The sequence below is a fragment of the Arthrobacter sp. Soil762 genome (genome assembly GCF_001428335.1).
GTDB lineage: Bacteria > Actinomycetota > Actinomycetes > Actinomycetales > Micrococcaceae > Arthrobacter.
This window is the reverse complement of record NZ_LMSG01000023.1, coordinates 23,633-39,248: the sequence shown is the minus strand read 5'-3', so window position 1 is coordinate 39,248 and position 15,616 is coordinate 23,633. Positions and strand designations below refer to the sequence as shown.

Sequence of the window (15,616 nt, the reverse complement as noted above, 5' to 3'; positions counted from 1 at the left end):
GCGGACATGAGCCGCATCATCGCGGGCGCCGCAGGCGGGACCCCCCTGGTCAGCGTCCCCGGCTCCCTGACCAGGCCCACTACCGACCGCGTGAAGGAAGCACTGTTCTCCCGGCTCGACGCATTCGGGATCATTGCCGGTGCCAGGGTCCTGGACCTGTACGCAGGGTCCGGATCGTTGGGCGTGGAGAGCGGCAGCCGGGGCGCTGAGGCCGTCGACCTCGTGGAATTCGATGCCAAGGCCAGTTCCGTGTGCCAACGCAACGCGGACCTGATCAACGGCGTGCTGGGCCGCAAAGCGGTGACTGTCCACCGGTCCAAGGTGGAGTCCTTCCTGGAGCGCACGGCGGAGACGGCCAGCTGGGACCTGGTGTTCCTGGACCCGCCCTATCCGCTGGATGACCCTGCCCTGTCGGCGGTGCTGGGCAAACTCGCCGATCATCTGGCTCCGGCGGCCGTGGTGGTGGTGGAGCGGTCCTCGCGTTCACCGGAGCCGTTCTGGCCCGCCGGCCTGGAACGGTTTGCCGAGAAGAAGTACGGCGAAACGCGGCTCTGGTTCGCGGAGCCATTTGTGCCGGACGCCATCGCGCCGGACGTCGTTATTGAGGAGCAGTCGCCGAAGCAGGTTTAGGGCCTGGCTCGGGACGCCTGGGACGCGGGGAGTCTGCGGCTCAGCCGGCCAGCTTATCCAGGTCCACGCCGGCGAGAACCTCCGCGGGGTGGGGGCCGCGTGCCGTCAGTTCGGCTGTCCAGGCTTCGGGCCACGGAGTCTGCGTTCCGGCGAGGATGATGTTGCCGGGGTAGCGGCCCGCGAACATCCCGGTTTCGGCGAAGGCCGCCACGTCGGCCATGGCGCGGCGTATGGCGGCGACCTGGCTTCGTACCAGGGTCAGGCCGGGTTCATCGCCCACGTTGACGATCAACAAACCTTCCGGTGCAAGGCGTGCACGGGCCTCCTGGTAGAACTCCTCGCAGGCGATGTGGGCCGGGGCTTCCGGTCCGGAGAAGATGTCCAGGATCACGACGTCGAACTGAAGTGCCGGGTCCAGGTCCGCCAGGGCGTCACGGGCATCGCCGATGACGGTGTGCAGCTCGGTACCGTCAGGCAGGGGGAGTTGCTGCAGGACAAAGTCGAGGAGCTCGCGTTCCAGCTCCACCGCATACTGGACGGATCCGGGCCTCGTCGCCTGGATGTAGCGCGCAAGGGTCAGGGCTCCGGCCCCGAGATGGAGCGCGGTGATTGGCTGGCCTTCGGGAGCGGCGAGGTCCACAATGTGGCCGATCCGTCGCAGGTACTCGTAGAAGATCTCCTCAGGATGCGCCAGGTTAACATGGGACTGCTCGGCCCCGCCGATGCTCAGGACGTAGCCGCCGTCGGTGAAAGCATCGGGCTCGATGGAGGCGTGCTGTCCGGTGGTCCGCAGGAACCGCGTGGAACGTGTGCCGCGGGGCTCCGACATCAGAGCTTTCCGCTGAGGGTCGCCAGCCGGGCGGCGGCCTCCTCGAGGAGCTCCACTTTCTTGCAGAATGCGAATCTGAGCAGGCTCCGTGTCCGTTCCGCGCCCTCCGGGTGGCAGAAGACGGGGACGGGGATCGCGGCCACTCCCACCAGTCCGGGCAGCCTGCGGGCCAGGTCCACGGAGTCGCCAATGCCAAGGGGTGCGGTGTCCACGTTGACGAAATAGGTTCCCTGCGGCGTGTAAACGTCGAATCCTGCGGCGCGAAGGCCTTCGCTGAGGATGTCCCGTTTTTTCTGGAGAGTGGCCGCAATGCCCTGGTAAAACTCATCCGGCAGTGCGAGGCCGGTCGCAATGGCTGCCTGGAACGGTGTACCGGAGCTGTAAGTCAGGAACTGCTTGACCGTCCGGACAGCCGCCACCAGATGATCCGGGCCGGTCAGCCAACCGATCTTCCAGCCAGTGAAGGAGAAGGTCTTTCCGGCAGACGAGATGGTGATGGTCCGCTCCGCTGCACCCGGCAGGGTGGCGACAGGAATGTGCCTGGCGCCGAAGGTGAGGTGCTCATACACTTCGTCGGTGATGATGAGGCAGTCATGCTTTATGGCAAGCTCAACGACGCGCTGCAGGACATGGCGGGGGAAGACGGCACCGGTGGGATTGTGCGGGTTGTTCAACAGCACCACCCTGGTGCGGTCGGTGAAGGCTGCCTCCATGGCCGTCATGTCGGGGTAAAAGTCGGGAGCCAGCAGCGGGGCGGTGACGTGGGTGGCGCCTGACAAGCCGATGACGGCGCCGTACGAGTCATAAAACGGTTCGAAAGTCAGCACCTCGTCGCCAGGGCTGACGAACGCCAGCAACGCTGCGGCGATCCCCTCTGTGGCGCCGGTAGTGATGATGACCTCTGTGTGTGGGTCCGGGGCCAGCCCGTAGAACCGCTCCTGGTGGGCAGCCACGGCCTCACGCAGTTTCAGGATGCCCTTGCCGGGCGCGTACTGGTTGGCACCGGCTTCGATGGCGGCCATCGCTGCCGCCTTGATTTCCCGCGGTCCGTCCTCGTCGGGAAAGCCCTGCCCAAGGTTGATGGCGCCGGTCTGCGCCGCCAGCGTGGTCATCTCTTCGAAGATGGTGACGCCCAGTTGGCCGGCAGGTCCCAGCAGATTGGCGCCTGAGGCGGTGCGCTGCCACGGGGCAGGCACGCTGGGCATGGAAAGGTCCCGTGGTGGATGCATCCAGTCATGGTATCCCGGCCGCCCCATGCGGTAGGTTCGGTGCATGAGACGCGCTGTCTGCCCCGGATCCTTTGACCCCATTCACAACGGCCATCTCGAGGTCATCGCCCGTGCCGCCGGCCTCTTCGATGAGGTGATCGTGGCGGTTTCGACCAACTATGCGAAGAAGTACATGTTCAGCCTGGGGGACCGCCTGGATATGGCGCGCGAAACCCTGGCATCCCTCAAAGGCATTGTGGTGGAACCGGTGGGCGACGGTCTCCTGGCCGAGTACTGCCGCCAGCGCGGTGTCTCCGCGATCGTCAAAGGTCTCCGCTCATCCTCAGACTTCGACTACGAACTTCCGATGGCCACGATGAACCGCCAGCTCAGCGGCGTGGAAACGGTGTTCCTGCCGGCGGAGGCGCACTACCTGCATTTGTCATCCACCCTGATCAAAGAGGTGGCCGGTCTGGGTGGCAGCGTGTCCGACTATGTGCCCCGGTCGGTACATAAAAGGTTGCTCGCGGGCGCGTCTGCGCCCGATCAGCCGCCAAGAGGGTAGGCTAGTCCGGTACTTCGACGGCCGTCCGTCGCCTGGTTTGAGTCCCTGCGGTTCTTCAGGCTAAGATGGTACGTCGGTCATATGTTCAACAGGAGTTCTCATTAAACGAGATGCTAGTTCGCCCTTGGCGTTCGACGTCAAGGATCTCGGGCGCAGCCCGGGCAGCATGCGGACACTGAAGGAACATGTACCCGCACCAAGTGATCTTGGTGTGGCACTCATTGGCGTTCAGGAAGGCTCGGACATCGAGCTGGATCTGAGGCTTGAGGCCGTACACGAAGGAATCCTGGTATCAGGAACCGCAGTCGCCGAAGTAAAAGGCGAATGCGGCAGATGCCTGGATCCCCTTGCGTATGACCTTGAGGTCAATGTGCAAGAACTTTTCTTCTACGAGGGCGTTGTGCTGTCGGACGAAGAAGACGAAGAAGAGCAATATCGAGTCGAGCGCGATGTTATCGATCTTGAGCCGGTGTTGCGGGACGCAGTTGTAACCATGCTGCCGTTCCAGCCGGTGTGCCGGGAAGACTGCCAGGGCCTTTGCTCCGAATGTGGAGTCCGCCTGGAAGACGAGCCGGGGCATCACCACGAGATCGTAGATCCTCGCTGGGCTGCCCTAGCCGACTTGGCTAAGCCTGACCGGCAAAACTGATTTGTACGTGTTTGTCTAGAGAGAAATGAGTTAGCCGTGGCTGTCCCGAAGCGGAAAATGTCTCGCTCGAATACCCGCGCCCGCCGCTCCCAGTGGAAGGCAACTGCCCCCCACTTGGTGAAGACTGTCGAAAACGGCCAGGTTACCTACAGCCTGCCGCACCAGGCAAAGGTCGTTACCGACTCGGCTGGCACCGCGCTGTTCCTTGAGTACAAGGGCCGCAAGGTAGCAGACGTCTAATCGGCCGCTTGGGCTGACATGATGTCTTCAACTGAAGAGCTTCTGAAGCGTCTCGGTGTCTCCATTGACGCCGGGACGCTTCGTCTTGCTCTCACACACCGTTCCTATGCCTACGAAAACGGCGGCATCCCCACCAACGAGCGGCTCGAATTCCTGGGCGACTCCATCCTGGGCTTCTCCGTGACCGATGCCCTGTACCGGGACAACCCCACACTGCCCGAAGGCGACCTCGCCAAACGCCGTTCTGCGGTGGTCAGCACGCGCGCCCTCGCCGGCATCGGCCGCAGCCTGGGCATCGGGGACTATATCTACCTGGGGCAGGGCGAAAAGCTCACCGAGGGCAAGAACAAGGCCTCCATCCTGGCGGACACCATGGAGGCACTCATTGGTGCCACTTACGTGTCCAACGACATAGAGACTGCCCGCCAGCTGGTTATGCGCCTGATTGGGCCGCTCCTTAAGGATGCGGGCGCACTCGGCGCCGGCACGGACTGGAAGACCAGCATCCAGGAACTGGCAGCCAGCCGGCAGATGGGCACTATCTACTACGCCGTTGAGGGGGCCGGGCCGGACCACGCCCGTACTTTCAGGGCTGTCCTGAATATCGGCGGCAAGCCATACGGCAATGGGTCAGGCCATTCGAAGAAGGAAGCGGAGCAGGAAGCTGCCGCGGACGCCTGGCGGCAGCTCTCCCCAAGCGCGGGAACCGCCGTGGCCTCAGCGGCGGAGGGCGCATCACCAGAGTCCTCCCGCAGCGTCTAGGCTGAGCCGTGCCCGAACTGCCTGAAGTCGAAGTAGTCCGCCGCGGACTGGTGAGTTGGGTCCGCGGCCGGACCATCACATCGGTGGACGTGCTGGACCCGCGTTCGCTCCGCCGCCATGCCCTGGGCACCGAGGATTTCAGAGGCAACCTCCAGGGTGCCACGGTTGTGGACGTGGTGCGCCGCGGAAAATTCCTCTGGATGCCGCTGAGTGAGACACCCGGCGCCACTGGCACGCGGTCTGTCGCACTGATGGCCCACCTCGGGATGAGCGGCCAGCTCCTGATGCAGGACGCGGACGTGCCCGACGAGAAACACCTCAAGGTCAGGCTGCGCCTGAGTCCCGTGGCCGGTATGCCTGAACAGCTCCGGTTTGTGGATCAGCGGATTTTCGGCGGGCTGTTCGTCACCGGCATGGTTCCCACGGACGACGGCGGCCCGGGCGGCGAGGCGGAATCTCCCGTTGCGTTCATCGCCGAGGAAGCCTCCCACATCGCCCGGGATCCCCTGGATCCGGCGTTTTCCTTTGACCTTTTTTACAGCCGGCTGCGGAAGCGCAAGACGGGCCTCAAACGCGCCCTGTTGGACCAGGGTCTCGTATCAGGCATCGGCAACATCTATGCCGACGAGTCCCTGTGGCGGGCAAAACTGCATTACGCCAGGCCCACCGATACGCTGCGACGCGGGGATGCGGAACGGCTCATCACCAGCGCGCGCGAAGTCATGCTGGACGCACTTGCCGCCGGCTGTACCAGCTTTGATTCGTTGTACGTCAACGTCAACGGGGCCTCTGGTTACTTCGACCGCTCCCTGAACGCCTACGGGCGGGAAGGGAAACCCTGCAGCCGTTGTGCCGCCGTCGGGACTAACTCCGTACTCCGCCGCGAGCTGTTCATGAACCGCTCGTCCTACACCTGCCCGGTCTGTCAGCCGCGCCCGCGCAACGGCCGCTGGTAGGCCGCCGTCGCCCTGCCGGCCATGATCGGGCGCTTTCCGCTGCAGGGACAGACACCCGGAAATCCGTGGAAACCCGCAGGGACGCAGTAGATTTGGGGCAGCAAAGCAGCCGCTTCAGCCATTCAGGAGACCAGAAACACCTTGCACCTCAAAAGCCTTACCGTCCGTGGGTTCAAGTCGTTTGCGTCGGCCACGACCTTCGATTTTGAGCCCGGAGTCACGGCAGTGGTGGGGCCGAACGGTTCCGGCAAGTCCAACGTGGTGGACGCCCTCTCCTGGGTGATGGGGGAGCAGGGAGCCAAAACGCTCCGCGGCGGCAAAATGGAGGACGTCATTTTTGCCGGGACTTCCGGGCGGCCGCCGCTGGGCCGGGCCCATGTGTCCCTGACCATCGACAACGCTGACGGGGCGCTGCCCATCGAATACAGCGAGGTCACCATTTCGCGGACCCTCTTCCGCACCGGGGGCTCTGAATACGCCATTAACGGCGCCAGCTGCCGCCTGCTCGACATCCAGGAACTGCTCTCGGATTCCGGTATGGGCCGGGAAATGCATGTCATCGTGGGCCAGGGGCAGCTGGACAAGGTCCTGCATGCCACTCCGGAGGACCGCCGCGGCTTCATCGAGGAGGCGGCCGGGATCCTCAAGCACCGCCGCCGCAAGGAAAAAACGGTCCGCAAGCTTGAGGCCATGCAGGCGAACCTGCAACGGCTGAGCGACCTGACGGGGGAGATCAGGCGCCAGCTCACACCACTCGGCAAGCAGGCTGATGTGGCGCGCCGCGCCCAGCGGGTCCAGTTCGATGTCCGGGACGCACGCGCACGGCTGTTGGCCGACGACCTCGTGCAGCAGCAGAGTTCACTCGAGCAGGACGTGGCGGACGAAACGGCGCTGAAGGCCCGCCGTGCCGTAGTGGAGCAGCAGCTGGAGGAGGGGCGCCGCCAGCAGGCAGCTGTGGAACAGCTCGCCGCCGAGGCCACGCCAAAGCTCAACGCCGCGCGGGATACCTGGTACCGGCTCTCCGCTTCCAGGGAACGGCTCCGTTCGCTGGGCTCGCTGGCCCAGGAACGCGGCCGGCTGCTGGGCGCAGTTGATGCTGAACCGTACTCGGGCCGGGATCCTGAGCAGCTGGAACGGCAGGCCGTCCGGGTCCGGGACGAGCTGACGGAGCTGGAGCGCCACATCCTGGACCGGCGCAGCGCGCTGGACTCAGCGACGGCTGCGAAGACCGGGGCCGAACTCGAGGCGTCTGCCGAGGAAAAAAGACTCACTGCCGTCCTGCGGGCCGCAGCGGACCGGCGCGAGGGCCTGGCGAAACTTGCCGGACAGGTTGGTGCGGCAAGATCGCGGGTTGAATCCGCGCAGGCCGAGCTGGGCAGGCTGCGGGAATCACTCGCCGCCGGACAGGAACGCCGCCGCCGGGCCCAGTCGGAGTTCACCGCCCTGGAAACGCAGGTGGCGGGGGTCGAAGAGGGGGAGGAAAGCCTCGACGCCGACTACGAGGACGCCAGCGCAGAGCTCGACGCCGTCGTCCAGGAGATTGCCGATCTGACCTCCGCAGGGGGAGAAGCTGTCCGCCAACGTGACGCCCTCGTGGCCCGACGGGACGCACTGCAGCTCGGCCTTAACCGAAAAGACGGCGCGGCGCACGCCCTCAACTCCGGGCTGGACGGCGTTGTGGGCACGCTTGCCGCGGGCCTCACCATTCAGCCGGGTTATGAGACGGCGATAGCCGCGGCACTGGGCGACGCCTCCGAAGCGATAGTGGTCCGGGATCCAGCCGCGGCCGCCATCGTGGTGCAACGTCTGAAGGACGACGATGCCGGGCGGGCCTCCCTGCTGCTGGCGTCTGCTCTGCCCTTGCCGGATGCAGTCTCCGGCACGGGCGGACCTTTGCCGGCGGGCGCACGCTGGGCTGTGGACCTGGCATCCGGCGGGGGCGGGCCCGCCCCCGCCGTGGCCGCGCTCCTGACCGGGGTGGCAGTTGTTGAAGACCTGGATGGGGCGGGGCTGCTGGTTGCCGAACGTCCGGACCTGACAGCCGTGACCCGGGCCGGGGACGTGTTTACTGTCCTCACGGTGACTGGCGGCTCGGCGAAGGCGCCGTCCCTGCTCGAGGTGCAGGCCGCCGTGGACGACGCCGAGGCCCGGCTGGCCGTTGTCACCGCGGATCTGGAACGGAACAGGTTCGCCCTGGCAGGCACCGAGGTCCGGCGCGCCGAGGCCCTGACGAGGGCAGAAGCTGCCCTGGACCGCCTGCACGATTCTGACGCCCGGCTCGCGGCCGTGGCCGAAAAGCTCGGCCACCTGAACTCCATCCTGCGCAGCGCCGTCGGCGAAAGCGACAGGCTGGCCACTTCGTTGGCCAGGGCCGAGGCCAATGTTATTACCGAGGAACAGGCGCTCGCCGCCGTTGCGGCGCGGCTGGCTGCCGCGCAGGAGGCGCCCGCCGAAAAGGAACCCTCCACCGAACAGCGCGATGCGCTCGCACTGGCCGCATCGCTGGCCAGGTCTGCGGAGATGGACGCGAGGCTCTCGCTGCGCAGCACCGAAGAGCAGCTGACCGCCACCCGCAACCGGGCCCTATCGCTGGAGCGGGCAGCGGCCACCGAACGACGGGCGCGTGAAGAGGCTGCAGAACGGGCGCGCCGCCGTCGGATCCAGGCCAGACGGGCGGCCGCCGTCTCCGCTGCGGTGGAGCTGGCAATCCGGTTCATCGATGTTTCTGTTGAGCTGGCCCGGCATGAACGTGACCTCGCCGAAGGGAACCGGGAAGAGCGGGACCGTGCGCTGCTGGCGACCCGGACAACCAATGATGCGCTGGCCCGCGAACTGGCGGAGCTGACCGACTCGGTTCACCGGGACGAACTGGCCCGCGCCCAGCAGCGGGCACGGATTGAAGCCCTGGAAACACGTTCCATCGAGGAACTCGGGATCACCCCCGACGTGCTGGTGGCGGACTTCGGCCCGGACGTTCCCGTGCCCGTCCCCGCGGAGGAAAGCGGGGACAAATGGGCGGCACTGCGGACACCCGTGGACGACGACGGCACACCGGTCCCCGAAGGCAAGCCGTTTGTCCGCGAGGAGCAGGAGAAGCGCCTCCGGAACGCCGAGAGGGACCTGTCAGCCCTGGGCAAGGTCAACCCGCTGGCGCTGGAGGAGTTTGCGGCCCTGGAGGAACGCCACCAGTTCCTCAGCACCCAGTTGGAGGACCTGAAATCCAGCCGTAAGGACCTGCTGGACATCATCAAGGAAGTGGATGACCGGGTCCAGCGGGTCTTTACCGAGGCCTTTGAGGACACCCGCGACCAGTTCGTCCACGTGTTTGAGCGCCTCTTTCCCGGCGGCGAAGGCCGGCTGGTCCTCACAGACCCTTCGGACATGCTCACCACCGGAATCGAAGTCGAAGCGCGACCTGCCGGCAAGAAAATCAAGCGGCTCTCACTGTTGTCTGGAGGCGAACGGTCGCTCACCGCCGTCGCCCTCCTGGTGGCCATCTTCAAGGCCCGCCCCTCGCCGTTCTATGTGATGGACGAAGTCGAAGCGGCACTTGATGACACCAACCTCGGCCGGCTCATCACCATCTTCCAAGAGCTCCGGGAGTCCAGCCAGCTGATCGTGATCACCCACCAGAAACGGACCATGGAAGTGGCTGATGCGCTATACGGCGTCACCATGCGCGGGGACGGCGTGTCCACCGTCATCAGCCAGCGGCTGGGCGTCGACGTCTAGCGTCCGCGCAGATGGCAGCCCCGAACGCCTGCCGCGTTTGTGAGAAGCTAGGGGAGTGAATGACATCCTCCCCATTATTCTGTCCATTGTTGCTGCCCTGGCGGTTATTGGCGGGCTGATCCCGGTCCTGTTGAAGACGCGGAAGAACATCACCCAGTACCCCGGTACGCGCGACGCCAATGATCCGGCCACCCCGCAAGGCGGGGGAACCCTGCTCGAGGACGCGCCCGTGGTTCCGGCCGAGCGCAACACTCCCGCCGGCGTCGACCTCGAAGACCTCGAAGTCACCGATGTTCCTGATGACGTGGCGGGCCTGGAAACCATCCAGGTTGAGACCCCCCTTCCCGTTGCCGGCCGCCTGACCCGGCTCCGCGAGCGTTTGGTCCGGTCGAACAACATCCTCGGCAAGAGCCTGCTGGCGCTGCTGTCCAGCGACAAGATCGACGAGAACGTCTGGGATGAAGTGGAGGAGACCCTCCTGCTGGCCGACCTCGGCACCGAACCCACCATGCAGCTGGTCGACGCCCTCCGGGAGCGCGTGAAAATACTCGGCACCAGGACCCCCGAGCAGGTCAAGGCTCTGCTCCGCGAGGAACTGATCAAGCTGGTGGACCCCACCATGGACCGCGCCCTGCGCACCGACCGGCACGCGGACAAGCCGGCCGTCGTGCTGGTGGTAGGCGTCAATGGCGTGGGCAAGACCACCACCGTGGGCAAGCTCGCCCGCGTGCTCGTTGCCGAGGACAAGGACGTCCTGCTGGGCGCGGCGGACACGTTCCGCGCCGCGGCCGCCGAGCAGCTGGCTACGTGGGGCCAGCGGGTGGGCGTTCCCACCGTGAAGTCCGACGTCGACGGCGCAGACCCGGCGTCCGTCGCCTATGAAGCGGTCAAGGCCGGCATTGACCAGGAAGTCGACGTTGTTATGATCGACACCGCCGGCCGCCTGCAGAACAAGACCGGCCTCATGGACGAACTTGGCAAGGTCAAGCGCGTCATCGAAAAGCTGGCGGAGGTTGACGAGGTTCTGCTGGTTCTGGACGCCACCACCGGCCAGAACGGCCTGAACCAGGCCCGTGTCTTCTCCGAGGTAGTGAACATCACCGGCATTGTCCTGACCAAGCTGGACGGCACCGCCAAGGGCGGCATCGTGGTGGCCATCCAGAAATCACTCGGCGTGCCGGTCAAGCTGATCGGTCTTGGCGAAGGCGCCGATGACCTGGCTCCGTTTGAAGTCGAGAGCTTCGTCGACGCCCTGCTGAACTAGTAACCGGGTCGACACCGGGGTTTACACAAACGAGGGGTGAGATCCCGCCGCTAAGCCGAGGCTTTAGCGGCGGGATCTCACCCCTCGACGCGTTTCAGCGGCTCGCGCGTCACGGACCAGCAAGCCGCCGCGAGCACCAGCACACCGCCGGTGACGCCGAAAGCCCAGCCGTAGCCCAGCCGGTCCGCCAGGACGCCCACGAGCACCGGTCCGGCAATAGCCCCGACGTCCGAGGTCATCTGGTAGGCGGCCAGGACCCGCCCGCCGGACCGCTCATTGCCGATGACATCCGCGACGGCGGCCTGCTGGGCAGGTCCCAGAAGTCCGGACCCCACACCGGCCACAACCGACGCGGCGAGGAACCAGCCCAGGTGGGACGTGAAGCCGATGGCGGCCGTGGCGAGCCCGGCGACCAGGAGCCCTACGACCATCAACGGCCGCCTGCCCATGCTGTCCGCCAGCCGGCCGGAGAATGTCAGTGCGGCGGCATTGCCCGCGGCGAAAACGGCCAGCGCAAGGCCGGCGGCCTCGGGACCGGCACCCAGCGCAGCAACGGCAAACAGCGGGACGGTGGCCATCCGCACACCAAATGTGGCCCAGCCGTTGGCGAAGCTGGACAGCAACGCCGAGCGGTACACACCAATTCCCCAGGCCTCGGCGAAGCGCATGTCCGGGGCGCGGCCCACTGTGGACCGGTCCGCGGACGGCGCGTGGCTGAGTTGGGTCTGCACCACCGCGGCAGCAAGGATCAGCGCGGCGGCGTAGCAAAGGAACGGCACCCGCAAGCCGAATCCGGCGAGCAGACCGCCTACCACCGGGCCCAGGACGCTGCCGATCAGGAACGCGGACGCGTAAGCGCCGGATACCCTGCCCCGGCTTTCCGGCGGCGCCAGCCGCACCACAAGGGCCATGGAGGCCACCGTGAACATCACCGAGCCCACGCCGCCGAGCCCCCGGAAGACCAGCAGCTGCCAATAGTCCTGGGCAAAAGCGCACGCCGCCGTTGATACCGCCACAATCAGCAGCCCCGCCACATATACGGGCCGCTCACCCCATCGGCCGATCAGGGCCCCGCCCGCCGGCGCGAACACCAGCCGCATGAAGGCGAAGATGCTCACGATCACGGCGGCTGCCGTTGCCCCGACGTCGAAAGTGGTGGCGAACTGGGGCAGGACCGGCGCCACCAGCCCAAAACCGAGGGCAATCAGGAACGCCGCAGCGAGCATCACCTTGATGTCGCGCGGAAGCGTGGGCCTCTGCGGGCGGATAACGGAAAAAATCCGCGTTGTGGCGCGGCTCACGCGTGATGGTGCCGTCATGGGGCGGGTTTCCTTGCAAGGTAGGCGGCCGGGGGTCGGCGGCAGTGGTGAAACATAACCGTAACAAGCCAGATATGCACCATTTACTTCCGGGAGGTTGTTGTAACAAGCCAGCAATGTAAATCCTCTGCGGGCGAAACACGGCAGCGACAGACTCGATACAGGACGCAAAAGGCGTTAGTAAGGCGGAGCATTCCGCAGCATCGATCATAGGGAGGACGTGCACCATGGAACTTACCGCAGGTCACGTATGGCTCATGGTGGCAGCAGCACTCGTGCTGTTCATGACACCAGGTCTGGCATTTTTCTACGGCGGCATGACGCGCGCCAAAGCTGCATTGAACATGATGATGATGAGCTTCATCTCCATCGGTATGGTCGGCGTGGTCTGGGTCCTCTGGGGCGCTTCGATGAGCTCCGGCGAGGGCTTCCTGCAGATTGTCGGTAACCCGTTCGCCACGTTCGGCCTTGAAGGCATCACCACGCCGGACGGGCTCATCAAGGTCGGCTACGCCGCCACCTTCGCCATCATCACCGTCGCCCTCATCAGCGGCGCGATCGCTGACCGCGCCAAGTTCGGCGCCTGGGCCCTCTTCGTCCCCGTCTGGGTCACCCTCGTTTACTGCCCCCTGGCCTACATGGTCTGGGGCGGAGGCCTCTTCGGCCCTGAAGGCGCCATTGGCCAGGCACTCGGCCCGGCCATCGACTTCGCCGGCGGCACCGTGGTCCACATCAACGCCGGTGTGGCAGCCCTCGTCCTGGTCCTGATCATCGGCAACCGCCGCGGCTTCGGCAAGGACCCCAACCACCGCCCGCACAACATCCCGTTCGTGATGCTCGGTGCAGCCATCCTGTGGTTCGGCTGGTTCGGCTTCAACGGCGGCGCCGCCACCACTGCTGAGCAGGGCGGCCTGATCTGGATCAACACCCTCGCAGCCCCGGCCGCGGCAATGCTCGGCTGGCTCGTCACCGAACGCATCCGCGACGGCCACCCCACCTCCCTTGGTGCCGCCTCCGGTGTTGTTGCCGGCCTGGTCGCCATCACCCCGGCCTGTGCCAACGTCAGCCCGGTGGGCGCGCTCGGCCTCGGTGTCATCGCCGGTGTCGCCTCGGCCCTGGCCGTCGGTCTCAAGTTCCGCTGGGGCTTCGATGACTCCCTGGATGTTGTGGGCGTTCACCTTGTCTCCGGCATCATCGGAACGGTTGCCCTGGGCTTCATCGCCCTCCCAACCGACGGTGTGGGCGGCGGCCTCTTCTATGGCGGCGGTCCGGCCCAGCTTTGGGCCCAGCTCGCAGCAGCAGGCATCGCCATCGCTTACTCGGCAATCCTCACCGCAATCATCGCCTACGCCATCCACAAGACCATGGGCTTCCGCGTCTCGCAGGAGCAGGAAGTCGTTGGTGTTGACCTCAGCCTGCACGCCGAGACGGCGTACGAGTTCGGAGTGGGCGGCCACGGCGGGAGCTTCCAGCCGCTCCACGAACTGATCAAGGGCAAGGGTTCGGCCACTGACGGCGAAGCAGCCGGCGCAAAGAAGACCGCACCGGCAGCGGGCAAGGAAAGCGTGGAAGCATGAAACTGATCACTGCCATCGTCCGCCCGGAGAAGCTCGAAGCCATCCGGGAAGGCCTGGAGTCCTACGGCGTCCAGGGGCTGACGGTCAGCGCGGCCAGCGGCTACGGCCGCCAGCGCGGCTACACGGAGGTCTACCGCGGAGCTGAATACAACGTGGACCTCCTGCCCAAGATCCGGGTTGAAGTCCTCGCCACGGACGAACAGGCCGATGACATCCTGGACGTCATCATCGCCAGCTCCAACACCGGCCGCGCCGGCGATGGCAAGGTCTGGACCGTGGACGTCTTCGAAGCGGTAAGGGTCCGGACCGGCGAACGCGGCGTCGCCGCCATCTAGCAGTGCCGGAAGCTGATTGATCGGCAAAGCAGACTGTTCCAAACGAAAGAGCGGGCAGGGAACCTCGAAAGGTTCCCTGCCCGCTCTGTTTGTTCTGGCATAGCCAGCCAGCCTTAGCCAGCCGGCGCGGAACCCGGCCATCCGGCGGGGCCGGCCGAACCGGCGTCGTACTTTTCCAGCGGCACCGTGCCCCGCTGCCAGGCCTTCAGCACCGGCTCAAGAATCCGCCAGCATTCCTCCGCGGTGTCGCCGCGCACCGAGAGCAGCGGGTCGCCGCTCAGGACGCCCTCCAGCACTTCGCCATAGGGCAGCAGCTCAGAAGCGCTCAGCTCCGCATTCAGCGTTGTGCGGCTCAGGCTGAAGATGCTGCCGGGGCCGTTGACGTCGACGTCGAACGCCAGGGTATCCGGCCCGAACCCGATCCGCAGCTGGTTGGGGGAGTCCACGCCGGTGAATCCTCCCGGCAGATGCGGGACAGGGCGGAACGTGACCACGGCTTCCTTGCGTTTCACCCCGAGGGCCTTGCCCGAACGCAGGATGAACGGGACCCCCTTCCAGCGCCAGTTGTCGATGTCCACCCGGACTTCCGCCAGGGTCTCTGTCCCGCGGGCTGCGTCCACCCCTTCTTCCTGCGCATAGTCCGGGACGTTCCGGCCGGCAATCGAACCCGCCGTATACGTGGCCCGGCGGGTGGAGTTCGCGTACGGCGCGCTGATGCTGCTGGCGCGCAGCACGGCTGCGATAGCGTCGCGGAGGTCCCGCTCCCCGATGGTGGCCGGCGGCTCAATGGCCATCAGGGCCATGATCTGGAGCAGGTGGCTCTGGATCATGTCGCGCAGGGCGCCGGCGTTGTCGTAATACCGCGCCCTTCCCTCCAGTGCCAGGTCCTCGTCGAAGATGATCTCGACCTTTTCCACGTGCTCGCGGTTCCATACGGGTTCCAGGAAATTGTTCGCAAAGCGCAGGCCCAGGATGTTGAGCACCGTCGCCTTGCCCAGGAAGTGGTCCACCCGGTGAATGTGGTCCTCCGGCACCAGCGCGGCGAGTGTTTGATTGAGGGAACGGGCCGAGGCAACACTTGCGCCGAACGGCTTCTCCATCACCAGCCGTGTTCCGGCCGGAACCTGGTCACGGTGCAGGGACTCGCAAGCCAGCTGGCTGACATGGGGAGGCAGCGCAAAATAGATCGCGGTGGGGCCTTCCAGGCCTGCCAACAATGCCGCCAGGGCTCCGTCCGCCGTAACATCCAGCTGGTGATAGGGGGTAGCTTCCGCCAAGGCCGTGAGTGCCTTCTTGCCGGCCGCGTCGGCGGCCTCCGCGGCGGGGGCGAAGGCCTCGTGGACCCTGGCCCGCCACTGGCCCGGCGTCCAGGCATCGGAGCCGGCGCCCACCAGGGTCAGGCCATCGGCGCGGCCGCTCGCCACCAGCCGGGCCAGTCCCGGGAGCAGAAGGCGTCCCGTCAGATCGCCTGAGGCACCCAGAATGAGCAGGGTTTTTACACTTGTTTGGCTGGTCACCCTGCCAGCATGCCATCCGGCAAGCCCGACTTG

Annotated in this window: 14 protein-coding genes; 10 read left to right on the top strand and 4 right to left on the bottom strand. The window is 66.0% G+C overall.

Annotated features, from left to right (window positions below; translation table 11 throughout):
• The first annotated feature begins 6 nt into the window (after positions 1 to 6).
• Positions 7 to 630: a 16S rRNA (guanine(966)-N(2))-methyltransferase RsmD gene (rsmD, locus tag ASG77_RS19965; RefSeq protein ID WP_056349156.1), complete on the top strand. Its 624-nt coding sequence runs from the start codon at positions 7 to 9 to the stop codon at positions 628 to 630.
• 40 nt (positions 631 to 670) lie between these two features.
• On the opposite strand, the gene ASG77_RS19960 is transcribed toward rsmD, so the two are convergent.
• Together ASG77_RS19960 and ASG77_RS19955 are read right to left on the bottom strand one after the other, a co-directional pair.
• Entirely contained in the window at positions 671 to 1,459 is a 789-nt protein-coding gene (locus tag ASG77_RS19960; protein WP_056349153.1) for a spermidine synthase, read from the bottom strand.
• Positions 1,459 to 2,688: an aminotransferase class I/II-fold pyridoxal phosphate-dependent enzyme gene (locus ASG77_RS19955; RefSeq protein WP_235564704.1), complete on the bottom strand. Its 1,230-nt coding sequence runs from the start codon at positions 2,686 to 2,688 to the stop codon at positions 1,459 to 1,461. Before ASG77_RS19955 ends, ASG77_RS19960 begins: the two co-directional genes overlap by 1 nt.
• A gap of 43 nt (positions 2,689 to 2,731) precedes the next feature.
• Between ASG77_RS19955 and coaD the strand changes: the two genes are divergently transcribed.
• The 7 genes from coaD (at position 2,732) to ftsY (ending at position 10,835) form a co-directional block, all read left to right on the top strand.
• Positions 2,732 to 3,232: a pantetheine-phosphate adenylyltransferase gene (gene coaD / locus ASG77_RS19950; RefSeq protein WP_056349147.1), complete on the top strand. Its 501-nt coding sequence runs from the start codon at positions 2,732 to 2,734 to the stop codon at positions 3,230 to 3,232.
• Positions 3,233 to 3,356: 124 nt separating this feature from the next.
• A complete protein-coding gene (locus ASG77_RS21595; protein WP_082576166.1) occupies positions 3,357 to 3,881 on the top strand; it encodes a YceD family protein in 525 nt (174 codons plus the stop codon).
• 36 nt (positions 3,882 to 3,917) lie between these two features.
• Positions 3,918 to 4,121: a 50S ribosomal protein L32 gene (rpmF, locus tag ASG77_RS19935; protein WP_009356569.1), complete on the top strand. Its 204-nt coding sequence runs from the start codon at positions 3,918 to 3,920 to the stop codon at positions 4,119 to 4,121.
• Positions 4,122 to 4,142: 21 nt separating this feature from the next.
• Complete coding sequence (rnc, locus tag ASG77_RS19930) at positions 4,143 to 4,883, top strand: ribonuclease III (protein ID WP_056349636.1); 741 nt, start codon at positions 4,143 to 4,145, stop codon at positions 4,881 to 4,883.
• An 8-nt stretch (positions 4,884 to 4,891) separates the two neighbouring features.
• On the top strand, positions 4,892 to 5,839 hold the full coding sequence (mutM, locus tag ASG77_RS19925; protein WP_056349138.1) for a bifunctional DNA-formamidopyrimidine glycosylase/DNA-(apurinic or apyrimidinic site) lyase: 948 nt from the start codon (positions 4,892 to 4,894) through the stop codon (positions 5,837 to 5,839).
• A gap of 141 nt (positions 5,840 to 5,980) precedes the next feature.
• Positions 5,981 to 9,571 (top strand): chromosome segregation protein SMC, encoded by a 3,591-nt coding sequence (gene smc, locus ASG77_RS19920; protein WP_056349135.1) that lies wholly within the window; start codon positions 5,981 to 5,983, stop codon positions 9,569 to 9,571.
• A gap of 55 nt (positions 9,572 to 9,626) precedes the next feature.
• Entirely contained in the window at positions 9,627 to 10,835 is a 1,209-nt protein-coding gene (ftsY, locus tag ASG77_RS19915) for a signal recognition particle-docking protein FtsY (protein ID WP_056349133.1), read from the top strand.
• Positions 10,836 to 10,912: 77 nt separating this feature from the next.
• On the opposite strand, the gene ASG77_RS19910 is transcribed toward ftsY, so the two are convergent.
• Entirely contained in the window at positions 10,913 to 12,154 is a 1,242-nt protein-coding gene (locus tag ASG77_RS19910) for an MFS transporter (protein WP_056349129.1), read from the bottom strand.
• A 227-nt stretch (positions 12,155 to 12,381) separates the two neighbouring features.
• On the opposite strand from ASG77_RS19910, the gene ASG77_RS19905 reads away from it, so the two are divergent.
• Together ASG77_RS19905 and ASG77_RS19900 are read left to right on the top strand one after the other, a co-directional pair.
• A complete protein-coding gene (locus tag ASG77_RS19905; RefSeq protein ID WP_056349126.1) occupies positions 12,382 to 13,731 on the top strand; it encodes an ammonium transporter in 1,350 nt (449 codons plus the stop codon).
• Positions 13,728 to 14,066, top strand: coding sequence for a P-II family nitrogen regulator (locus ASG77_RS19900; RefSeq protein ID WP_056349123.1), 339 nt, complete (start codon positions 13,728 to 13,730; stop codon positions 14,064 to 14,066). The genes ASG77_RS19905 and ASG77_RS19900 overlap by 4 nt, the downstream gene beginning before the upstream one ends.
• A 113-nt stretch (positions 14,067 to 14,179) precedes the next feature.
• Here ASG77_RS19900 and ASG77_RS19895 read toward each other — a convergent pair whose 3' ends face one another.
• Positions 14,180 to 15,583 (bottom strand): glucose-6-phosphate dehydrogenase, encoded by a 1,404-nt coding sequence (locus ASG77_RS19895; protein WP_056349120.1) that lies wholly within the window; start codon positions 15,581 to 15,583, stop codon positions 14,180 to 14,182.
• Between the last annotated feature and the right edge of the window lie 33 nt (positions 15,584 to 15,616).